The 21,126-nt window shown below is 57.5% G+C and carries 18 protein-coding genes; 7 read left to right on the top strand and 11 right to left on the bottom strand.

Annotation, left to right across the window (positions count from 1 at the left end):
• Positions 1-8: 8 nt before the first annotated feature.
• Together AC2FEE_RS06900 and AC2FEE_RS06895 are read right to left on the bottom strand one after the other, a co-directional pair.
• Positions 9-1,889, bottom strand: a complete 1,881-nt coding sequence (locus tag AC2FEE_RS06900) for a monovalent cation:proton antiporter-2 (CPA2) family protein (protein ID WP_496863973.1) — start codon at positions 1,887-1,889, stop codon at positions 9-11.
• Between the two features lie 19 nt (positions 1,890-1,908).
• Complete coding sequence (locus AC2FEE_RS06895; protein WP_496863972.1) at positions 1,909-2,364, bottom strand: Lrp/AsnC family transcriptional regulator; 456 nt, start codon at positions 2,362-2,364, stop codon at positions 1,909-1,911.
• Between the two features lie 145 nt (positions 2,365-2,509).
• Between AC2FEE_RS06895 and hppD the strand changes: the two genes are divergently transcribed.
• Positions 2,510-3,607, top strand: coding sequence for a 4-hydroxyphenylpyruvate dioxygenase (hppD, locus tag AC2FEE_RS06890; protein WP_496863971.1), 1,098 nt, complete (start codon positions 2,510-2,512; stop codon positions 3,605-3,607).
• 33 nt (positions 3,608-3,640) lie between these two features.
• On the opposite strand, the gene AC2FEE_RS06885 is transcribed toward hppD, so the two are convergent.
• Positions 3,641-5,497, bottom strand: coding sequence for a hypothetical protein (locus tag AC2FEE_RS06885; RefSeq protein WP_496863970.1), 1,857 nt, complete (start codon positions 5,495-5,497; stop codon positions 3,641-3,643).
• A 164-nt stretch (positions 5,498-5,661) separates the two neighbouring features.
• Between AC2FEE_RS06885 and AC2FEE_RS06880 the strand changes: the two genes are divergently transcribed.
• Positions 5,662-6,357: an SIMPL domain-containing protein gene (locus AC2FEE_RS06880; RefSeq protein ID WP_496863969.1), complete on the top strand. Its 696-nt coding sequence runs from the start codon at positions 5,662-5,664 to the stop codon at positions 6,355-6,357.
• On the opposite strand, the gene AC2FEE_RS06875 is transcribed toward AC2FEE_RS06880, so the two are convergent.
• The 3 genes from AC2FEE_RS06875 to AC2FEE_RS06865 all read right to left on the bottom strand — a co-directional run bounded on the left by AC2FEE_RS06875 (position 6,313) and on the right by AC2FEE_RS06865 (position 9,435).
• Entirely contained in the window at positions 6,313-7,071 is a 759-nt protein-coding gene (locus AC2FEE_RS06875; RefSeq protein ID WP_496863967.1) for a GNAT family N-acetyltransferase, read from the bottom strand. The genes AC2FEE_RS06880 and AC2FEE_RS06875 overlap by 45 nt on opposite strands.
• Positions 7,072-7,074: 3 nt before the next feature.
• Positions 7,075-8,367, bottom strand: coding sequence for an O-acetylhomoserine aminocarboxypropyltransferase/cysteine synthase family protein (locus AC2FEE_RS06870; protein WP_496863965.1), 1,293 nt, complete (start codon positions 8,365-8,367; stop codon positions 7,075-7,077).
• Between the two features lie 72 nt (positions 8,368-8,439).
• Positions 8,440-9,435 carry a GT-B fold glycosyltransferase domain-containing protein gene (locus AC2FEE_RS06865; protein WP_496863963.1) on the bottom strand — a complete coding sequence of 332 codons (996 nt, stop codon included), beginning with the start codon at positions 9,433-9,435 and terminating at the stop codon, positions 8,440-8,442.
• Between the two features lie 311 nt (positions 9,436-9,746).
• Here AC2FEE_RS06865 and AC2FEE_RS06860 point away from each other — a divergent pair, with 311 nt between their 5' ends.
• Both AC2FEE_RS06860 and preA read left to right on the top strand, forming a co-directional pair.
• Positions 9,747-11,081, top strand: coding sequence for an NAD(P)-dependent oxidoreductase (locus AC2FEE_RS06860; protein WP_496863961.1), 1,335 nt, complete (start codon positions 9,747-9,749; stop codon positions 11,079-11,081).
• A gap of 45 nt (positions 11,082-11,126) precedes the next feature.
• Entirely contained in the window at positions 11,127-12,431 is a 1,305-nt protein-coding gene (gene preA, locus AC2FEE_RS06855; RefSeq protein WP_496863959.1) for an NAD-dependent dihydropyrimidine dehydrogenase subunit PreA, read from the top strand.
• A 253-nt stretch (positions 12,432-12,684) separates the two neighbouring features.
• Here the strand turns inward: preA and AC2FEE_RS06850 are convergent, their stop codons facing one another.
• From AC2FEE_RS06850 to AC2FEE_RS06830, 5 genes are all read right to left on the bottom strand, one after another.
• Entirely contained in the window at positions 12,685-14,517 is a 1,833-nt protein-coding gene (locus AC2FEE_RS06850; RefSeq protein ID WP_496863957.1) for a DUF3604 domain-containing protein, read from the bottom strand.
• A 387-nt stretch (positions 14,518-14,904) separates the two neighbouring features.
• On the bottom strand, positions 14,905-15,426 hold the full coding sequence (locus AC2FEE_RS06845) for a ricin-type beta-trefoil lectin domain protein (RefSeq protein WP_496863955.1): 522 nt from the start codon (positions 15,424-15,426) through the stop codon (positions 14,905-14,907).
• A gap of 21 nt (positions 15,427-15,447) precedes the next feature.
• Positions 15,448-16,140 carry a PEBP family protein gene (locus AC2FEE_RS06840; protein WP_496863954.1) on the bottom strand — a complete coding sequence of 231 codons (693 nt, stop codon included), beginning with the start codon at positions 16,138-16,140 and terminating at the stop codon, positions 15,448-15,450.
• On the bottom strand, positions 16,122-16,643 hold the full coding sequence (locus AC2FEE_RS06835) for a ricin-type beta-trefoil lectin domain protein (protein WP_496863952.1): 522 nt from the start codon (positions 16,641-16,643) through the stop codon (positions 16,122-16,124). Before AC2FEE_RS06835 ends, AC2FEE_RS06840 begins: the two co-directional genes overlap by 19 nt.
• A 442-nt stretch (positions 16,644-17,085) precedes the next feature.
• Positions 17,086-17,694, bottom strand: a complete 609-nt coding sequence (locus tag AC2FEE_RS06830; RefSeq protein WP_496864028.1) for a TetR family transcriptional regulator C-terminal domain-containing protein — start codon at positions 17,692-17,694, stop codon at positions 17,086-17,088.
• Between the two features lie 170 nt (positions 17,695-17,864).
• Here AC2FEE_RS06830 and AC2FEE_RS06825 point away from each other — a divergent pair, with 170 nt between their 5' ends.
• The 3 genes from AC2FEE_RS06825 (at position 17,865) to AC2FEE_RS06815 (ending at position 21,125) form a co-directional block, all read left to right on the top strand.
• The gene (locus AC2FEE_RS06825; RefSeq protein ID WP_496863950.1) at positions 17,865-19,115 is read left to right on the top strand and encodes a Zn-dependent hydrolase; all 1,251 of its coding nucleotides are present in this window, start codon (positions 17,865-17,867) and stop codon (positions 19,113-19,115) included.
• 92 nt (positions 19,116-19,207) lie between these two features.
• On the top strand, positions 19,208-20,662 hold the full coding sequence (gene hydA, locus AC2FEE_RS06820; RefSeq protein WP_496863949.1) for a dihydropyrimidinase: 1,455 nt from the start codon (positions 19,208-19,210) through the stop codon (positions 20,660-20,662).
• A gap of 10 nt (positions 20,663-20,672) precedes the next feature.
• On the top strand, positions 20,673-21,125 hold the full coding sequence (locus tag AC2FEE_RS06815; protein ID WP_496863948.1) for a hypothetical protein: 453 nt from the start codon (positions 20,673-20,675) through the stop codon (positions 21,123-21,125).
• The last annotated feature ends 1 nt before the right edge of the window (position 21,126 follow it).

The following is a 21,126-nucleotide window of genomic DNA, read 5'->3' as shown; positions in this document are numbered from 1 at the left end:
TGTCAGGGTCAGGCCGATTTCTGGGCGTGCTTCTCGGCCAGTTCCAGAAGCTCGGTTTCCAGATCTTTCTCGAACTGCTGCGCGCGTTCGATGTATTTCTTGTTTTCCGCTGTCGGCATCCCGGGGATCCAAAGCTCGGCAAGTTCGCGGATTGATGCGCGGTCGTGGTGGTAGAAGGTCTGTTCGGCCTGCGCGGCCTCATATTCGCTCAGGCCGATATTCTCGAGGACATAACGCCCGGCTCGCAGTGAGCTGTCGAACATCTCGCGCACGATATCGTTCGCGCCTGCCTGGTACAGTTCGTACACGTGAGTTCGGTCATGGGCGCGGGCGATGATGTGCAGATCCGGGCGCTGACGTCGGGCAAAGCTGACCAGACGTGTTACTTGTTTGCGGTCATCCATCGCGGCAACAAGCACAGTCGCTTTCTCAAGCCCTGCGGCGCGCAACAACTCGGGTCGGGTCGGATCACCCAGAAACCCTTTGACGCCAAAGCGACGCATCAACTGGATGGTGTCGATATTATGATCCAATACGATGGTTTTGAACCCGCTCGCCCGGACCAGACGGTTCACGATCTGACCAAAGCGGCCGATGCCTGCGATGATTACCGGGCCTTGCTCGTCAATCTTGTCCGGTTCCGGCTGCGGTCCGCTGTCTCTGATCCGGCGGGACAGCAGGTCATAGATGATGAACAGCAGCGGTGTGATCAGCATGGTCAGGGCGATGATCATCAGCAGTTTCTGCGAAAGGTCGGACGGGATGACGTTCTGCTGCGTCGAAAAGGCCAGCAGGACAAAGCCGAACTCACCTGCTTGTGCCAGGCCTAACGTGAAAAGCCAGTGGTCCCGTCCGCGCAGCTTGAAGGCGCGGCCAACGAGATACAGGATGACCCCTTTGAACAGAATTACCAGAAGGGCCAGCCCGATCAGTTCGAGCGGGTCATTGAAGAAATAGCCGACATCGATCCCGGCGCCGACCGTGATGAAGAACAGGCCCAAGAACAGACCCTTGAACGGCTCAAGGTCGCTTTCCATTTCATGCCGGAACTCCGAGCTGGCCAGAACAACGCCCGCCAGAAAGGCGCCTAACGCAGGGGACAGGCCAACAAGCGTCATCAGGAAGGAAATCCCCACCACGATCATCAGTGCCAGCGCGGTATACATCTCGCGCAGGCGGGTGGCGTGGATAAAGCGGAACAGCGGCCGTGTCAGGTAGACGCCCGCAAGGATCACGAAGGCAATCGCGCCTATGGTGACCAGCGTGACGGCCCAGCCGGGCAAGCCTTCAACCAAGGACAGGCTGTGATGGCCTGCATCGTGCAAGTCTTTCACGCCCCGGTCGATTGATCCGTCGCTTTCCAGATGCGGTATCGAAGGCAGCGCCAAAAGCGGCAGCAGCGCCAGAATAGGGATCACCGCGATGTCCTGCGTCAGCAGCACCGAGAATGTAGCGCGACCGCCATTGGTCTGCATCAGCCCTTTTTCCGACAGCGTTTGCAGAACGATTGCAGTAGAAGACAGCGACAGGGTCAACCCGACCGCCAGCGCAACAGACCAAGGATGGTTTGCATACATGGCGACGCAGGCGATGGCAGCTGTCGATAGACCGACCTGCAGGCCGCCAAGGCCCAGCAACCTGTCACGCATATCCCACAGCGCGCGCGGCTCAAGCTCCAGCCCGATCAGAAACAGCATCATGACCACACCAAACTCGGCCACGTGTTGTAGGCTTTCGGTTTCGGCGCCGACTAGGCCGAACACGGGGCCAATGACGATGCCCGCAGCCAGATACCCCAACACGGACCCCAGCCCCAGACGCGCCGACAGGGGCACGGCAATCACAGCGGCTGCCAGATAGATTGAGGCCTGATAGAGGAAATCGTCCATGTCGGTCCTTTCGGTCAGGTCAGGTGGGTAAAGGGGCGTCGCGCTTGAGCTGATCCATCACGATTTGGCTTTGCACCCGTGCGACTGCAGGATGCGGCAGTATCACCTCGTGAAGCAAGCGGTTGAGCGCAGTTAGATCGTCGCAATAAACGCGCAGCAGGTAATCCGCCTCACCGGTCATCGTCCAGGCGCTGGTGATCTCGGGGCGTGAGTGAACCATACGGGCGAAACTCTCCGATTGTTCGGGACCATGCGTGCCCAGGTGCACCTGAATGAACCCCTGCACATGTAGACCCAGCTTCAGCGGGTCAAGCCGGGCGGTGTATCCGGTGATGTAGCCCTCAGCTTCCAGCCTCTGCCGCCGCCGCCCGGCCTGACTGGGTGATAGGTTCAGCATTTCCCCCAGTTGATGCGCAGTCAGATGGGCGTCCTTTTGCAGGGCAGAGAGCAGGCGCGTGTCGGTGGCATCCAGCATATGCGGGCTTTCTTCACTAATGTGCAAAACAGTGCGTGTTTTGCGCGTATTTTGCTAGGTTATACGAAAACAATGCGCAGAAACAGCGCTGGTTAAGGCGTATTTTAGAATCAGCAAAGAAATTCCTATTTTAATGAGGTGCACCATGGGTCCTTTCCCGCACAACGCCCCGAAATCTGTCATCAGCAAAGAAAACCCCGTCGGTACCGACGGGTTTGAGTTTGTGGAATTTGCGCATCCTGAGCCTCAGGAACTGCGTGATCTGTTCGCCAAAATGGGCTTTGAACAGGTTGGCTACCACACGGACAGACCTGAGGTTGAGCTGTGGCAGCAAGGCGATGTGACCTACATTCTGAATGCCGACACCGAAAGCTTCGCCGCGCGGTTTGTTGCCGAGCACGGCCCCTGCGCATCGGCGATGGGCTGGCGTGTGGTGGACGCAAAAAAGGCCTATGATCACGCAGTGTCCAAAGGCGCCGAACCCTATGATGCGGCAGACAAGACCATGGATGTTCCCGCAATCAGGGGTATCGGCGGGTCGCTGATCTATTTCATCGACCAATACCATGACACTTCGCCCTACAATCAGGAGTTCACCTGGACGAAGCAATCCAAGCCACGCGGCGACGGGTTCTATTACCTCGATCACCTGACGCACAACGTCTATAGCGGGAATATGGACAAGTGGTTTAAGTTTTACGAAGCCCTGTTCAACTTTCGCGAAATCCGGTTCTTTGACATTCAGGGTAAGTATACCGGCCTCTACAGCCGTGCCCTGACATCGCCTTGCGGCCGTATTCGCATACCGATCAACGAAGATCGCGGCGAGACCGGGCAGATCGTGTCTTATCTGAACAAGTACAAAGGTGAGGGCATTCAGCATATCGCGGTGGGTAGCGAGGATATCTATGCCTCGACCGATGCGATTGCCGAAAAGGGGCTGAAATTCATGCCCGGGCCGAACAAGGCCTACTATGACATGTCCAAGGATCGTGTCACCGACCACGACGAGCCGCTGGACCGGATGATGAAACATGGCATCCTGATCGACGGCGAGGGCGTTCTGGACGGCGGCGAAACCAGAATCCTGCTGCAAATCTTCTCGAAAACCGTGATCGGCCCGATCTTTTTCGAGTTCATTCAACGCAAAGGCGATGATGGGTTCGGAGAGGGGAACTTTCAGGCCCTGTTCGAGTCCATTGAACGGGAGCAAATCGAAAGCGGAGAAATTTCAGCGGCTTGATGGCATAAGTTAAAGCGGGTATTTTCGCCCGCTTTAACCGCGCGGCATTTTCAGCGTCAGGTTCCGACCCTTTTTCTGATAGCGTAGCTCGCTGTCACCAATTGCGATTACTTTGCCGCCGTCAAGCCTGTCACCCACTTTCAGTTTCTTGTAGCGGCCGCTGGGCAAGCGTACCAGCGCCCGGCGGTTGGCGGGTGTGCCGTAGACTCCGATCAGGTTCAGCTTTCGCAGATTCAGCGCATTGTCGATCGTTGCTTGCCGTGCAACCGAGGCTGTTGACGGAATTTTGGGGGCCACGGCCTTGGGCTGGAACGAGCCGGCCTCGACCTGACCAATACCGGCCGTCGAACCCAAACTGGCAGTTTGGGTGCTCGAAGAAGGGGCAAGACCCGTAGGGCGTGTTTTTGGACGCGGTACGCGCAGTCCTCCCAGCACAGCGGGGGCAGGTGCTTCTTCAACCTCTTGTCTTTGCAGAGACGCAGGGCGAACTTTGGGGCGCAGCGCCGCCAGTTCCTCGCGAGAGCGTCCGCCCAACTGCTGACGCTCGAACCGCTCGATCAGGTCACCAGGGCGCGGTTTCGGGCGCAGCCCGGCCAGCCGGTCAGAGGGCTCTTCAAGGGTCGGTTCCTGTTCGAACCGGACGGGGGGCGCTGGCGGTGCCTTGGCTGGGCGCCCGAGATAGACGACAATCCCCTCGGGGTTCAACGTTCCTTCGGCACTGGGAGCGACAAGCCCTCGTTCATCCAGGTCGAACCGGGAACCGGCAACGCTGGGCAGTGCGACCTGATCAAAGGGCGCGTCGGTAGCAAAGCTTTCAACGGAAGGTTGGGCAATTGCGTCGTTGGACAGGTTGGATTTGTCGATAGAGGCCAGATACAGCTCTTCTTGCGGGGGCAGAGCCGGGGGTGTCAGAGGCGCGGGCGCGATGATCTCGATGCCGGGTTGTGCTGGGATGTCCTGCGGTTCGGGGTCGCGATCGATCTCTTCGACCAGCGTTGGTTCCACATTCAGCGCTTCGAGGATCGCGGTATCCGTGGGAGATAGCTCAGGCTCATCGACAAGGGGCCCCTCCGGTTCGCGTTCGGCTGTTTCAGCGGGCGGCGTTTCGGGCTCGGCCGGAACTACCGGCGTGGTTTCACTGACCTGAGTGTCAGGCTCGGGCAGGGTGATTTCGACCTGCGCCGTTTCAGGCTCTTCGTCACTGTCCGGCGCGATCAGAGCCCATGCCCCTAACGCCACCGCGACGGTGAGTGCAGCTGCAATTGATACGGCGTGTTTTTTGGCCAACGCTTCAAAGGTCGCCTTGGGCGTCTCATCAGCGGACGGCGCGCGGAACAAGTCCGGAGCCGTTGTGTCAGCGATAGCGTGGACGTTAGGCGCAGGAATAACCCTGTCCTGCGGTGCTGCCGGGTTTTCGCTTTTATGGTCCAAAAACAGGGGCTCGGCCGGGAACTGGGCCTGATCTGTGTCCGCCGTGAACTGAACTGAAATAAACCCATGTTCGGTTGCAAAATCGTGTGCTTCGTCCAGCGTCTGTTTCGCGATGGCCGCAACATGGGTGGTAGAGCCGACCGTTGCGACGTCAAAAACCAGGTCATCGACCGAGTATGGTGTTGCATCGGCCAGCGCGGACCGGGCCTGTTTTGCGCTTTCCTCCGGCGTTTCTCCATCTGTTTCCATTGACAGGAATCGGACCTGATCTGCCGGAATCACGACCTTGCAACTCAGGTTGTTTTCCAGCGCGAACGCCTTGTCCCGCAAGGCATGAAGCTGATCGTCCAAGTCTGGCGTATCCAGTGCAACCTCACCAATGCAGTACCAGTCGTCATCCGATTGGTGGTGCACAGATATTTTGGTCGCAGAAAAAGACAGCGCAAATGCGGGTTTCATATTCCCGAAGAACCATAATTGTCAGCATCAATGCAAACGACATCTCGTCCGCAGAGTGACATTAAAGCAGGTTCTCGCCGAGGGAAAGAAAAAGCCGGATGTTCCCCTTGTTTGATCAGCCCTCACATCCCCATGTTGGTCCTGGAGAAATTGGAGGGAAGACCTTGAAGAAAATCGCTTTTCTGGCCGCGATGATGGCCGTGACCGCAGCAGGCATGGCGCATGCGGAAGAACGTCGCATCACGGTGGATGCGGCCGGAACCGTTCAGGCCGCGCCCGATATGGCGACTATCACTCTGGGCGTTACAAACGAAGATGCCGAGGCGTCGAATGCCATGCAGGCGACTTCTGATGCCGTTGCACAGATTTTGAAGCGGCTGGAGGATATGGGCGTCGAATCCCACGATGTGCAGACCCGTGATCTGTCGCTGTCGCCGGTCTGGTCCGGGCGCAACAACCCCAGCGGCGAACGGCCCGAGATTTCCGGCTTTGTCGCCTCGAACAACGTTCAGGTGCGTGTGCGCGACCTGACCAAGCTGGGTTCCATCATGGATGCGGTCATTCAGGACGGCGCCAATGATTTCGGCGGGCTAAGCTTTGGCGTACAGGATCCCGCTCCGCTGCAGGCAGAGGCGCGCGCCAAGGCCGTGGCCGAAGCGACGGCAAAAGCCGAGCAACTGGCACAGGCAGCCAACGTGACTCTGGGGCAGGTCCAAACGATCAGCGAGCAAGCTGGCGGTATTCGTCCCGCGCCTCAGATGCGTGCGATGAGCATGGCCGAGGCGGGCGGCGTTCCGGTCGCGGGCGGCGAGATTTCAGTCTCGGTCAATGTGACGATGGAATTCGGGATTTCCGACTGAACCGGCAGCTTTGGCGCGGGCCGTCAGCGGTTGTCGCTGCTGGCCCGTCTGGTCGAAATTATCCGGTGACAGCCAGGCCTCGAACGCAGCTTTGATGCGTGGCCATTCGCTGTCGAGGATCGAATACCAAGCCGTATCGCGGTTGCGACCCTTGTAATGGGTTGCTTGCCGGAAAATGCCCTCGAAGGTGAAGCCCAACCGCTCGGCGGCGTTGCGGGATACCTCGTTCAGCGCATCGCATTTCCACTCGTACCGACGATAGCCCAGTTCGTCGAACACACGACGCATCATCAGGTACATAGTCTCGGTCGACTGCGGACTGCGCTGCAACAGGGGTGAGAAGTGGATATGGCCGACCTCGATCACACCCGCCGCGGGTGCGATCCGCAGGAACGAGGCCACGCCGACCGGCGTTTCATCACTGTCGAGCACCGTGTGGAACATCGGGTCAGCATCCATGCAGGTCGCGCGGGCCCATTCAACAAAATCGTGTTCCGAGGCGAACGGCCCATAGGGCAGATAGGTCCAGTTGCGACCGTCCGTGTCGTTGGCAAACGCCCGGTATAATCCGGGCGCGTGCCGATTCACATCCAAGGGAACGACAGAACAATACTGACCATCCATTGGAGTATAGGGCGGCGTCGGACGAGGGAAGTCGCCCGAAACCGGCCTGCCGATGGGTTGGCCCTGATCGTTGGTGTCGTGCCCGCTCATTGATCAGGCCGAGGCTTTGGCCAGCGCCTGATCGAGATCGGCAATCAGGTCGTCGGCGTCTTCGATACCGATGGACAGGCGTACCACGTTCGGCCCGGCACCTGCCGCCTCTTGCTGTTCCGGTGTCAGCTGGCGGTGGGTGGTCGATGCCGAGTGGATGATCAGCGACCGTGCATCGCCCAGGTTGGCGACGTGGCTGAATATCTCGAGCGAATTCACCAGCTTGACGCAGGCGTCATAGCCGCCCTTGACCGCAAAGGTGAACAGCGCGCCAGCACCCTTCTTGTACAGCGCCTGAACCCGGTCGTAATAGGGTGAAGAGGGCAGGCCCGCATAGGTCACATAGTCCACACGCTCATCGGCCTCGAGCCAGGCAGCGATTTTCTGGGCGTTCTCCACATGGCGCTCCATCCGCAGCGACAGGGTCTCGATCCCCAGCAGCGTGTAATGCGCAGCTTGCGGGTTCATTGTCATTCCCAGATCGCGCAGGCCGATGGCGATACCGTGGAAGGTGAAGGCCAGCGGGCCGAAGGTCTCGTGGAATTTCAGACCATGATAGGCCGCCTCCGGTTCGCTGAGCGAGGGGAACTTGTCATTCGCCGACCAGTCGAACTTGCCTGAATCCACGATGCAGCCGCCGGTGACGGTACCGTTGCCGGTCAGGTACTTGGTGGTCGAATGCACCACCAAAGTAGCACCCTGTTCAATCGGGCGGCATAGGTAGGGGGTTGCCGAAGTGTTGTCGACAATCAGAGGGATACCTGCTGCATCTGCAATATCAGCCATCGCACGGATGTCGGTGACATAGCCGCCCGGGTTGGCGATGGATTCGCAGAACACCGCGCGGGTGTTTTCGTCGATTGCGCCCTTCACGGCGTCCAGATCGTCGGTGTCGACGAACTTGGCCGACCAGCCAAAGCGCTTGATGGTCTGGCTGAACTGCGTGACCGTGCCACCATACAGACGGGTCGAGGCAACCACGTTGCAGCCCGGACCCATCAGCGGGAACAGTGCCATGATCTGTGCCGCGTGACCCGAGGAACAGCACACGGCGCCGACACCGCCTTCCAACGTGGCGATACGTTCCTGCAGGACAGCCACGGTCGGGTTGGTCAGGCGGGAATAGATGAAGCCGACCTCTTGCAGATTGAACAGGGCCGCCGCGTGATCGGCGTCGCGGAACACATAGGCGGTGGTCTGGTAGATCGGAGTCTGACGCGCACCTGTCGCCGGGTCGGGCCGCGCGCCCGCGTGAATCTGCAGTGTGTCGAAACCGTAAGTCGGGCCGTCAGACATCGTCGAAATCTCCTGTTGGAATGTGTGTTGCTGAATCTCTAGGCGATCCGGCGCGCGCGCACAACAATCCTGTCAGCGCATCCACAGGCCCTTGCTGCGGATCGTGTTGCGAATGACCTGCTCGCGCTGGGGCAGGTTTTCGCGGTCGAACATATCCCGGATCTTGTGGCCCTTGCGTTGCACAACCAGCTTTTTGATCGGCTCATATCCTTTGAGCACCTTCTTGACCCGGTTCGGGGTCACCACGGTTTCCAGCACCTCGACCACGTGGTCGCTCTCGCGGGCATAGAGCAAAGGGAACAGGCGATAGTGGCAACTGATCGATCCGTCCAACAGTCCGGGGGGCAGGGCACCGCGACCGCCGCCGAATGAATGAATCACCAGTGGCAGGGCGGCTTGATCCAGCCAGGGGTCAAGGTTTTGTCCGGCCAGTTCAGGAATCTCCTCATCCTGGATCGTGCGGGCATAGTCCAGAAACCGCTCTCCGAATTTACGCGGACAGGAATAGAAGAAGTAACCGGCGTTGAAATACAGATACCGTCGCCAGTAATCTATCGGCTGGCTGATGTCCTGAGAGCTTCCAAAATCCAACCCGAAGCGGCGGTACAATGCGTTCCAGATGCCATCGAAACCGGGGCCATACAGCGTCGGCTTGGGCCACGTGCCCTCGACCTTTTGCGAGGCGCCGGGGTGGTCGAAATCAAACGGAACCGAGGTCAGGTCGCCGGTGATCAGAGTGTCGCTGTCGAAGAATACGAAGGGCTCGTCTTCGGGCAGGGCCAGCAGGGCCTCGATCTTGTTTCCATAGGGATAGCTGTCGCCGAAGACCTGACTGTCAAAGGGCAGAATCTCGGCATCCAGTTGCCGCAGGGCCTTCAAAACATCTTCGTTTCGTATGCTGGGGTCCTGACGCCAGCGCGGCCCGGGCTGTGGGACGGCAACAAATAACCGCCCCGAGAAGTTCGGTGAGCTGTGGCGCAAAGAGGCAGCAAACAACAAGGCCTCGTATTGCAGCCGATTATTTTGCCCGATGATGACGATGTTGAACTTCGAAGGGCTGGCCTGCATCAGGTGACTTTCACGTATATGGCCGCTGTTCGGCGCTGCTCGGGTTTTTCCTGACCTACAACACGCCGTAAGGCCCGTCAAAACCAGATGCGGGGAATCTTCGGATTCCATTCCGCCAGAGACCGTATCGTAGCCGCGCATTTGCCTCGAGTATTCGGAATGCAAGATATACAGGCGGTTTTGCCCACGAATCCTGGGAAAACTACCCTGTTTTTACGGTTTTTGGCGATTTTATAAATTTTACCAATTGATAAAAAATCAGATTGTGGCAAGCTGAGATCATAACAATCATATCTACAGGGAGTAGAGCGATGGCACAGGGCCAGATGGTCCCCGGCATTGTCTCCGGGCGGCTTTCCAGCGATGAACTGACCTCGAATTTTACCGATCTGCATCCGCCATTGGCTGCGCATGAGGCCGCCGTGGCGGCGGATCGGTGCTATTTCTGCTATGATGCGCCATGTGTGACGGCCTGTCCGACGGATATCGATATTCCGTTGTTCATGCGTCAGATTCAGGCCGGACAACCCGAAGCCGCAGGCGAGACCATTCTGGCGCAAAACATTCTGGGCGGCATGTGCGCGCGCGTTTGTCCGACCGAGACACTGTGCGAAGAGGCCTGCGTGCGCGAAACCGCCGAGGGTGCTCCGGTCGAGATCGGTCGCTTGCAGCGCTACGCGACGGACAGCGTCATGATGACCGGAGATCACCCGTTCGAGCGTGCCGCGCCGACCGGCAAGACCATTGCCGTGATCGGGGCAGGGCCTGCGGGTCTGGCCTGTGCGCACCGTCTGGCGATGCTTGGGCATGATGTGGTGATCCACGAAAGCAAGCCCAAGCCCGGCGGTCTGAACGAATATGGCATCGCTGCTTATAAATCGACCAATGATTTTGCGCAGGCCGAGGTGGACTGGCTGCTAAAGATCAGCGGCATCACGATTGAAACCGGTTCGGTGTTGGGTGAGAGCGTCTCGCTGGACGGCCTCGTTGAAAGCTACGATGCTGTTTTCCTGTCCATTGGTCTGGCCGGGGTGAATGCCCTGCGCGCGGAAGGGGCCGAGATGGATGGTGTGCACTTTGCCGTCGATTTCATCTCGGACGTGCGTCAGGCATCTGACCTGGCGGATCTGCCGGTGGGTCGCAATGTCGTGGTCATTGGTGGTGGTATGACCGCCGTGGACGCGGCGGTGAAATCGAAACTGCTGGGCGCCGAGCATGTGACCATCGCATATAGGCGCGGCCGCGATGCGATGGGCGCCAGCCGGTACGAGCAGGATCTGGCCTCGTCGCAGGGCGTCAAGATCATGACCAATGTGCAACCCGTTGCCGTTCACGGAAACGGTGCGGCCGCCGAGATTGAATTGGAGTATACATCCAGCCATGGCGGTCAGCTTTCCGGTACCGGAGAGATCATCCGCGTGCCGGCCGATCAGGTGCTCAAGGCAATTGGTCAAAAGTTGGACGGCGCGCCTGAGGGGCTAAAGCTGGATGGCAACAAGATCGCCGTGACCGGGGCTGGTCGCACCTCGATGGCCGGTGTCTGGGCCGGGGGCGACTGCGCGGCCGGTGGCGAAGACCTGACCGTGACCGCCGTGGCCGAGGGTCGAGACGCCGCAATGGATATCCACGCGAGCCTGACCGCGTGAAACTCAATGGCAAAGATGCTGAATTGCATCAGGGAGGCCGGATAAATGGCTGATTTGAAGACAAACTTTCTGGGCATCGAAAGCCCGAACCCGTATTGGCTGGCCTCGGCGCCGCCAACCGACAAGGAATACAACGTCCGCCGCGCATTTGAGGCCGGATGGGGCGGTGTTGTGTGGAAGACGCTGGGGTCTGAAGGACCGCCGGTCGTGAACGTGAACGGACCTCGGTATGGCGCGATCTATGGCGCGGATCGAAGGCTGCTGGGATTGAACAACATCGAACTGATCACCGACCGCCCGCTTGAGGTAAACCTCGAGGAAATGGCGCGGGTCAAGGCCGATTACCCGGATCGCGCGCTGATCGCCTCGATCATGGTGCCTTGCGAAGAAGAGGCGTGGAAGGCCATCTTGCCGCGTGTGGCCGAGACTGGTGCAGACGGGATTGAGCTGAACTTTGGCTGCCCGCACGGGATGAGCGAGCGCGGTATGGGCTCGGCCGTGGGGCAGGTGCCGGAATATATCGAGATGGTGACCCGCTGGTGCAAGAAATACTATGACCGTCCGGTCATCGTGAAATTGACGCCGAACATCACCGATATCCGTAAGCCTGCCGAGGCCGCCAGGAACGGTGGCGCGGATGCTGTGTCGCTGATCAACACGATCAACTCGATCACCAGCGTCAATTTGGACACGTTCAGCCCCGAACCGTCGATTGACGGCAAAGGCAGCCATGGCGGTTATTGCGGTCCGGCGGTGAAGCCGATTGCCCTTTCGATGGTGTCCGAGATTTCGCGGGCGCAGGCGACGCACGGGCTGCCGATCTCGGGTATCGGCGGCGTGACCACGTGGCGCGATGCGGCAGAGTTCATGGCTTTGGGCTGTGGCACCGTTCAGGTTTGCACTGCGGCAATGACCTATGGGTTCAAGATCATCGACGAACTGACCGCTGGCCTGTCCAAGTGGATGGACGAAAAGGGTTATAAGGACGTTTCCGAAGTCGTCGGCCTGGCCGTTCCGAACGTGACCGATTGGCAGTACCTGAACCTAAACTACGTGGCCAAGGCCAAGATCGATCAGGACCAGTGCATCAAATGCGGCCGTTGCTACGCGGCGTGCGAAGACACTAGCCACCAGGCGATCTCGATGTCTGACGACCGGGTGTTCGAGGTCATGGACGATGAATGCGTTGCCTGCAACCTGTGCGTGGATGTTTGCCCCGTGGACGGATGTATCTCGATGGTGCCGATGGCCGCCGGAGAGATCGACCCGCGCACCGGCTTGGAAGTACAGCCCGACTATGCCAACTGGACAACACACCCGAACAATCCAATGGCAAAGGCCGCCGAGTAAGCTTTATTGCAGAATAAGACGGGGCCGGTGAACAGCCAGCCCTTTGCCGTAAATGTTGCACGCGTGACCACAGGCCTATGGGTTCGTTTTTCTATGTCGAGCAAAGCTCCCGGAGATTTCTTCAAGAGCAGAGTAGTGAGGTCCGGTTAGCGGACAAAGTTGCCATTCATTGGCACACGCAGAGGCTCTGCGAATTCGCAGAAGTTCCAAATACGGAAGAATAACATAAGGCCTGTTGCACCGCCTTTGTGGGCTACTGCTCCGGTGAATACCAAATTGGCGAAGTCCATGCTCGTTCTTGTATCCACACCGCGACATCCTCAAGGAGCGGCAGGCCGTGGCGAACGGCGTCATACGTCGTCCAGCGTGGAGTTGGGATTTCGATGACGCGCATGTAGTACAGAGCATGTTGGCCAGGATCAAAATCGTCGTCTGTCCAATGACCAAACAACTCCGCAGCTCCGATTGCATTACTGTAAGTCGCAGTTTCAGGATCAACCGTATTGCCAATGGGCGGCAGCTTACCATTCACATCCGGCACGCGATCTCCTGACCACACTACATCTATGATACGTTCTTGCGGCGATCCGCCCTCATCGACCCAACCCTTGATGATTTGTACGCGATCGAGGTTGGCTCCGATCGGATCTTTTAATGCGTGCACCGCAAAAGTTGGTGGGCCGTTCAAAGCTGTCAGAGAACCGCCCATCGGCACGCCGTTGGCATAACCGTCCATTACAAGCTTCACGGGATCGTTGTTGCTTTGGAGCATTGCACCGCCAAAGAAACGCGGCTGTATCCTAGGGCCTGATGTGGCGAAGGTTTCGCGGCTTTGCATCGCGTCAAAAATCGCACTACGTGTGTTCTTGGACGCCCAGGCGCCTGCGAGCGAGCCCGGGTTAGCGTCGGGGCCAAGCAACCAGCCGTCTATCTCGCCTTCGCGGCGTTGCTCGATAGTACCGTCGGCAACACCATGGCTGCCATTATAGGTCGCCTCATCGACATCACTTGGGGTACCGTTATGATTGTCGGTGCCTCCGATGAAACCAAGTTTCCAAGGGTTCGCCCCTAGCTTCTGCTCATAGTCGAGCCCTTTAGTCGCAGCCCAACGGACGAAGCCATCGGTGCGGAAGGAACGTTCACTGAATGTGGCGATACTCTCTGCATTCTCGAAGTTCGCAAATTCGTCGTTAGGCGACACGCCGGGATGGGTTTCGGAATTGCCTTTGATCTGCATCATCTCGATCAACGGCTCCCACTTGGCGCGACGCTCGGCATATTCACGTGTGATCGGATTTCCGGCATTGTCGATCGGCTCAAACATTAAGCCTTTGCTTCCGTTAGAATTATGTGGGATGGCCAACAGTGTAGAGCCCGCAGCTTCTTGCTCCTCCATCCACTCCCAAAGTTCTTCCTCGTCTGTAGTATCAAGCGCACTTAGCGGGATGTCTGGCACATTGTTGTCTCGGAAAATCACGTTACGATGCATGTTTCCAGCATTGGGGGCCGACGTCCATTCAAACGCGATAAGGCTGGTAAAAGTCCCCGGCTCGTAATGCGCCTCTGCAGCCCCTACGACATAGTCTTCCCAAGCCGTTGCTGTAGTTTCAAGTCCAGCAAAAAAAGGGGGATGCTCAGGCTCGCCAGATCGCATGTTGCTTATTACATATTTCACGAACCATGCACGTTGCGTTTCTATGTCCGACAAACCGCGCAACTCAGCAAGAGCTTCTTGGTAATGCCCTGGAGCAGATGGGATCTGCGTTGAGAGCATCTCGCCAAGAAATTCTGCATGATCGGAAACGGCCGCAAAATCCAGAGGTCGACCAATTCTGCGCTGCACGTTGTTTACCGAGACAGGTTGGCCCTTCGCGAAGCGATACGCGTCCGAAGGTGTCAGGCGTGCACCTCCAATGTAGGCATCAAGTGAAAACGAAGTATGTACATGAGTTTCGCCGAAGTAAGCGTTCTTGATCGGGTTCTCAGGCACCATGGCCTCAAGCGCGCTCCAATCATCTTGTGCCAAAGCGGGAATTGCTACGGTCAGAAAGAGGAGTGACAATGCTGGCAATGACTTTCTTTTCATTAAAACTCCCTTTCAATCGATATCTGCCGATTATGGTGCCGAACGACGGCTCCAAGCAATGTTAAATAGTTGGCAGTTGCCACTGCACCTTTCCAATTTGTCGCAAGTGAAAGGAGAGGACATAGACATACGGGTGACTGTCATTGGACTAGTTGGCGCGGCAAAAAATCAACTTGCGGGGCAGGCCTTGAGTGACCGCTTTGGGCTCAATGCGGTCGTTCAGCAGAATTTCGTGAATGTCCGCTATGCGGGAAAAGCGCCAATTCGAGGCGCTTAACCTAATATCGGCTTTTCGAGAACATGAACGCTGACGATACTTACAGAAACCTGCACTGACTCTGGTTGTCGGCCCCAAAAGCACAATTTGAGTGCTTCCTTGGCCCCCTGTCAGTCCGCAGTGCGATTAGACCAGGTTTGATACGCTGCTTGTTCTTCAGAGCACGCCTGAAGCGTCATTGCGATCATCTGGTTTTCCTCGCTGCGACCGGTTCTGGTCTCACCCGTCAGGGTTAGGCACATTTCCGGGGCAGACGCAGGGGCTATGGTGCCTTCGCCGTCAAAAACCCAACTTTGGGCTGTGGAGCCATCACAGGCGGCTAATTCAGCGGGCGCATCGGCCTCGGTCGAGGTAGCCTGCATGCAGACGTCAAACTCAGGCATAAAGAGGACACCGTCCGCGAATTGCTCCGGATCAAACGCCTGATCTACCAGCACTTCGCCGAGCGGGCTGTAGCAGGTGTGCGCTTGAAGCCCATCTTCGGGATTGGCAGAAGCGCCTTTACCTTTTGCTATGTCGATACAATAACCGTTCTGAATGTTGTCGAGCATATCGACGACATAGATTTCGACGTTTTCCGCGTGGACCATCCCGGTGCTTAAAACAGCAATGGTCGTCAGGGTTGATTTCAACATGTTGGTTGTCCTTGGGTGTTAGTTGACAGTCAAACGGCACAAAACGGTGTTGCTCTGTTCTAAATCCGGGCCCCAGATCAATTCGGCGGACGCATCCCAAGAGATTTCATCATACCCGAGTTTGGGGTCGACTTCAGCCTCAGAAAAAACGCTTGCGCTTGCCCAAGACGATGCGTCGAAGTCAGCACCATCCCAGCCTGCAGGCTCTTCGCTGGCATCAAATCCACACGGGGCAGTGCCCGCGACGGGATCGTTTTCGTTTTCGCAAGTTTTATCTAGCGGTGCGGCGTGGATCACATGGCATTGCCAGTCAGCATTGCTTAATACCACAGTCGCGCCAGAGGCATCCCTGATTTGCATGATCACGCCACCATCGCCCATTTGCTGACGACGGGTGCCGATATACTCCAATCCCGTATCATCTTCTTTAAAGTCCTTGGCCACAAGGCCCAGCACAAAAGGGCGCTCAGCCGAAAAATCAAAACTCTCGGCGTTGAACGAGCGTTCCGTCGTGATCGGCACGCTGTCTTCAGCAACTTGGGTGCCATTTACGCGCAGTTCGAACCAATTGTCGGCCCAGACATCCGCAGAGAAGGTCTCGGCCTGTAGGGCCACGGGCGTCACAAAGGATAGCGCGATTAGGGAAATTGTTGGTTTCAGTAAACGTCCTTTTGTGGAGTCGTTAGCGCGTCTCATTCCAGAATCACCCATTCCTTGAGCGCTTCAGGAGTTGTCACGCAGTCGGTCAAAACGAGTGCCCGTGACATGTACGGCCCGGCAGATTGGCTGTGTTGGCCAACGGATACACAAGTGTTTTCGTCATCTGATGTACGAATGGCGCGGCTCTCTGCGTCGAATACGAACTGCTGGTCAGTTGCGTTAGTATCGCAGGGGACGAGGGCGAACGTGCTTTCCTCGTTGGGTTGATGAGACATGCAATAGTCCGAGAACGCGACCGATTGAATATTTCCTGTTTTGGCATCGAACGAAAACTGCACGTCGCCGCCTTCCGGTTTGCAGGAATGGGCTTGCAGTCGCTCGGCAAATCCTCTGCCAAGCGTGTCAATGCACCAACCGAAGTCGTCTTGTTCGTCAAGGTTGTCGGCCAAGTAGATGACGGGAGCAGGCGTTTGCAGCTTCGGTGAACCGGCAAGCGCAGGCGCGGCAATGAAGGCAAATACCATAATGGAATTGAACAGGATATCAGGTTTCATGGGCCATGTTCCGTTTCTGTGTTCGGTGCGATCTGGTCGTGAGGTTCAAGCGCTTCACTCCAAGGTTTTCAACTCAAGGGTCGCGTTGCCTGTAGCGTGGCATCGCCCCACGCAATTGAGTTCACCGTCAGTGACAGGCGTGTACCCTGCGACTGCAAGTGTCTCTGATGTTTCTACGGCGAGCAAGCTCATCCCAGAAAAGACAACCAATGCGATGAAAGGTAGTAATCGTGCGCGGTCGGGCATTCTCTTCTCCGTTGTCCGTATTAGTACAACGACTGATTAGTTAATTTCCGTCGCAATTATTCTTGGAGTTGGAAACAGACATTTATGTATGTCGCCGCATTGGTCGCTTTGGGCTCGGAGCGGACATTAAGCTCCGAGCTTCACTATCGTTTACCTGCGCCACTTACTGTAAAGGGCTGGGGTGAACGGCCCCTTTTTATGGTTTGAGCAGTTTGCGATAGAGCGTGTCGATAAACGGTTCGGCGCCCTCGAACGGGTCCTCGTCGTCAAGAATCGCGCGAACCTGCACATCGAAATCCGCGTAATGCTGGGTCAGTGCCCAGATCGAAAAGATCAGGTGATAGGGGTGAACCTGCGCGATTTTGCCGTCGTCCATCCATTGCTTCAGGACCGCGGTCTTCTCATCCACCAGCTGTTTCAGATCCTGCGACAGCGCGTCGTGAATGCGCGGCGCACCCTGGACCAGCTCATTGGCGAACAGGCGGCTTTCACGCGGCAGTTCGCGGCTCATCTGCAGTTTGCGGTGGATGTAGGAAAGGATTTCCTGCAACGGGTCGCCGGCCTCATCCAGATCGTGAAGCGGGGCGAGCCAGACGTCCAGAAGACCGGACAGCAAGGCGGTATGGATCGCCTCTTTCGACGGAAAATAATACAGCAGGTTTGGTTTGCTCAGCCCGGCTTCGGTCGCGATCTGATCAACGGTCGAGCCGCGAAACCCGTGTGCCGAGAACACATTCAGGGCAGCGTCCAGAATTGCTGCTCGGTTCTTTTTCTGAATTCTGGTTGGGGCGCGATCTTTGGGCATGTTTTCAGGTTGTCTCATTTTCCGGCAAGCAGGCACCGTTTATGCCAAAATTATCGACGGCGTCTCGCAATTTCTTGACTGATAGCCAACCCGTGATAGCGTGAGTTTGACCAGATGGTCAAATCAAGACACCAAAAGCGAGCCAAATCGCAAGCAACAGGGAAAAGAAAATGGCAGCTCCGGCGCAGAACCTCAGAATCAATGGCGACAGGTTGTGGGACAGTCTGATGGAGATGGCCAAGATCGGCCCCGGCGTTGCGGGTGGCAATAACAGGCAGACTCTGACGGATGATGATGCCGAGGGGCGCGCGCTGTTTAAAAAATGGTGTGAGGATGCCGGTTGCACGATGGGGCTGGACCAGATGGGCAACATGTTTGCCCGCCGTGAGGGGACTGATCCCGACGCGCTGCCGGTCTATGTCGGCTCGCATCTGGATACGCAACCGACGGGCGGTAAGTATGACGGCGTGCTGGGTGTGCTGGGCGGATTGGAGGTTATCCGCACCTTGAACGATCTGGGCATCAAGACCAAACATCCGATTGTTGCGACCAACTGGACCAATGAAGAGGGCACGCGCTATGCCCCGGCCATGTTGTCTTCGGGCGTTTTCGCAGGGGTTCACACGCAAGACTGGGCCTATGACCGCGAGGATGCCGAGGGCAAGAAATTCGGCGATGAACTGCAGCGTATCGGCTGGCGCGGCGACGAAGAGGTCGGCACCCGCAAGATGCATGCGTTCTTTGAGCTGCATATCGAACAGGGGCCGATTCTTGAGGCCGAAGGCAAAGACATCGGCGTTGTAACTCACGGGCAGGGCCTGAGCTGGACCCAGATCACTGTGATGGGCAAGGACGCCCATACCGGTTCGACCCCGATGCCGATGCGCAAAAATGCCGGGCTGGCGATGGCGCGTATTCTGGAGAAAGTGGATGAGATCGCCTGGTCACACGCGCCTCATGCCGTGGGTGCGGCAGGGCATATCGATGTGTACCCGAACTCGCGCAATGTGATCCCGGGCAAGGTGGTATTTACGGTCGATTTCCGCTCACCCGAGTTGGATGTTATCACCGATATGGAGAACCGTCTGCATGTCGCCGCCAAGGATATTGTCGATGAGATGGGTCTGCAGATCGAATTCGAGAAGGTCGGCGGTTTCGATCCGGTAGAATTCGACGCAGGTTGCGTGGCCGCCGTGCGCGATGCGGCCGAGCGGTTGGGTTATTCGCATAGGGACATCATCTCGGGCGCTGGGCATGATGCGTGCTGGATCAACCGCGTAGCGCCGACTGCGATGGTGATGTGCCCATGCGTGGATGGGCTGAGCCACAATGAGGCCGAGGAAATCAGCAAGGATTGGGCTGCGGCCGGCGCGGATGTTCTGTTTCATGCGGTCGTCGAGACGGCGGAAATCGTAGAATAGGGGGTACCGTCCCCGTCGCCTACCGGGAGACTCCCCCGGGATGCTATTGGCCAGATGAAGCAAGCGGCGCAGACCGCAACAGGGAGATTAAGATGAGCACTGTTATCAAAAACGGGACCGTCGTGACCGCCGATCTGTCTTACAAGGCGGATGTAATGGTCGAAAGTGGGGTTATCACCGAGATCGGAATGGATCTGAAAGGTGACAAGGAACTGGATGCGACCGGGTGTTATGTCATGCCCGGCGGGATCGACCCGCACACGCACCTGGAAATGCCGTTCATGGGTACCTATTCCAGCGATGATTTCGAAAGCGGCACACGCGCGGCTTTAGCCGGGGGCACCACGATGGTGGTGGACTTCGCGCTGCCGAACCCCGGTGAGGGCCTGCTGGATGCTTTGAAGCGCTGGGACAACAAGTCGACGCGGGCGAACTGCGACTACTCCTTCCACATGGCCGTGACCTGGTGGGGCGAGCAAGTGTTCGATGACATCAAGACGGTGATCGAGACGCGCGGCATCAACACGTTTAAGCACTTCATGGCCTACAAAGGCGCGCTGATGGTGAATGACGATGAGTTGTTTGCATCTTTCAAGCGTCTGGCCGAACTGGGCGGGATAGCCATGGTGCACGCCGAGAATGGTGACGTAGTAGCCGAGTTGCAGGCCAAGCTGATGGCCGAAGGAAACACCGGCCCCGAAGCGCATGCCTATTCGCGTCCGCCGCAGGTGGAAGGTGAGGCCACCAACCGCGCCATCATGATCGCCGACATGGCGGGCGTGCCGCTCTACGTGGTGCACACCTCCTGCGAAGAGGCGCATGAGGCCATTCGCCGGGCCAAGATGCAGGGTAAGCGAGTATGGGGTGAGCCTCTGATCCAGCACCTGACATTAGATGAGAGCGAGTATTTCCATCAGGACTGGGACCACGCAGCGCGGCGGGTCATGAGTCCTCCGTTCCGGAATAAGCAGCATCAGGATAGCCTGTGGAACGGTCTGCATTCCGGCACGCTGAGCGTTGTGGCGACCGACCATTGCGCCTTTACGACCGAGCAGAAGCGTTATGGCGTAGGGGATTTCACCAAGATTCCGAACGGAACTGGCGGTCTGGAAGATCGGATGCCGATGCTGTGGACGCATGGGGTGAACACCGGTCGGCTGACGATGAACGAGTTTGTCGCTGTGACGTCAACAAACATCGCCAAGATCATGAATTGTTACCCGAAAAAGGGTGCAATCCTTGTGGGTGCGGATGCGGATATCGTGGTTTGGGACCCTGAAAAAACCAAAACGATCAGCGCGGACACGCAGCAATCCTCGATCGACTATAACGTGTTCGAGGGCAAAGAGGTCAAAGGCCTGCCGCGCTTTACCCTGACCCGTGGGCACGTGGCGGTGCATGACGGAGAAATCCGTACGAAGGAAGGACATGGTAAGTTTGTTGCGCGCGAGCCGAACGGTCACGTGAACAAGGCCCTGAGCACCTGGAAAGAACTGACCGCGCCGCGGCCGGTGGAACGGACGGGTATCCCGGCAACCGGGGTTTGATGGAACCACAATGGACACCAGGAATCCAACACCAATACAGTTTGTCCGCTTTTCGGTGCTGGCAACGGCTCTTGCCATCCTCGCGTTCTGGGTTTGGCTGATGTGGGCAGGCGCCAATCCTGAGGAACCGGTATTCTCTCAGATTGGTGTGTTTGGCGCTGGCCTCTTATTCACGGTCTTGTTCGGATGGGTGATTTGGGGACCAATTCTGTTGTTTGCGCTTTTTCCTGGAAGCGTGGTCTTCAGGATCGTCCGAAATGCGGTGTCGTATTTGCCGTTCGGTCGATACGGACCAAACTTGACTGCCGCCGCCGCAACTTCTGTCGTGGCCTGGCTTTTGGGGGTTCTGCTCATTGCAGCATCTGATCCCCTGGATGGCCTGTTAAACCTCAGCTTTCTACTTAACTTTGGCATTCCTGCGGCTTTGGTCGCAGCACTGATTGCCTTACCAACAATCGAGTAAA

This window comes from Ruegeria sp. YTSC199 (assembly GCF_059609725.1).
The sequence above is the reverse complement of the archived record's forward strand: the minus strand, read 5'-3'. Positions and strand labels throughout refer to the sequence as shown.

Excerpts from the sequence above, each read along its gene's own strand:
- AC2FEE_RS06900 (WP_496863973.1), bottom strand. The coding sequence starts at position 1,889 with ATGGACGATTTCCTCTATCAGGCCTCAATCTATCTGGCAGCCGCTGTG.
- AC2FEE_RS06895 (WP_496863972.1), bottom strand. The coding sequence starts at position 2,364 with ATGCTGGATGCCACCGACACGCGCCTGCTCTCTGCCCTGCAAAAGGAC.
- hppD (WP_496863971.1), top strand. The coding sequence starts at position 2,510 with ATGGGTCCTTTCCCGCACAACGCCCCGAAATCTGTCATCAGCAAAGAA.
- AC2FEE_RS06885 (WP_496863970.1), bottom strand. The coding sequence starts at position 5,497 with ATGAAACCCGCATTTGCGCTGTCTTTTTCTGCGACCAAAATATCTGTG.
- AC2FEE_RS06875 (WP_496863967.1), bottom strand. The coding sequence starts at position 7,071 with ATGAGCGGGCACGACACCAACGATCAGGGCCAACCCATCGGCAGGCCG.
- AC2FEE_RS06870 (WP_496863965.1), bottom strand. The coding sequence starts at position 8,367 with ATGTCTGACGGCCCGACTTACGGTTTCGACACACTGCAGATTCACGCG.
- AC2FEE_RS06865 (WP_496863963.1), bottom strand. The coding sequence starts at position 9,435 with ATGCAGGCCAGCCCTTCGAAGTTCAACATCGTCATCATCGGGCAAAAT.
- AC2FEE_RS06860 (WP_496863961.1), top strand. The coding sequence starts at position 9,747 with ATGGCACAGGGCCAGATGGTCCCCGGCATTGTCTCCGGGCGGCTTTCC.
- preA (WP_496863959.1), top strand. The coding sequence starts at position 11,127 with ATGGCTGATTTGAAGACAAACTTTCTGGGCATCGAAAGCCCGAACCCG.
- AC2FEE_RS06850 (WP_496863957.1), bottom strand. The coding sequence starts at position 14,517 with ATGAAAAGAAAGTCATTGCCAGCATTGTCACTCCTCTTTCTGACCGTA.
- AC2FEE_RS06840 (WP_496863954.1), bottom strand. The coding sequence starts at position 16,140 with ATGGGTGATTCTGGAATGAGACGCGCTAACGACTCCACAAAAGGACGT.
- AC2FEE_RS06835 (WP_496863952.1), bottom strand. The coding sequence starts at position 16,643 with ATGAAACCTGATATCCTGTTCAATTCCATTATGGTATTTGCCTTCATT.
- AC2FEE_RS06830 (WP_496864028.1), bottom strand. The coding sequence starts at position 17,694 with ATGCCCAAAGATCGCGCCCCAACCAGAATTCAGAAAAAGAACCGAGCA.
- AC2FEE_RS06825 (WP_496863950.1), top strand. The coding sequence starts at position 17,865 with ATGGCAGCTCCGGCGCAGAACCTCAGAATCAATGGCGACAGGTTGTGG.
- hydA (WP_496863949.1), top strand. The coding sequence starts at position 19,208 with ATGAGCACTGTTATCAAAAACGGGACCGTCGTGACCGCCGATCTGTCT.
- AC2FEE_RS06815 (WP_496863948.1), top strand. The coding sequence starts at position 20,673 with ATGGACACCAGGAATCCAACACCAATACAGTTTGTCCGCTTTTCGGTG.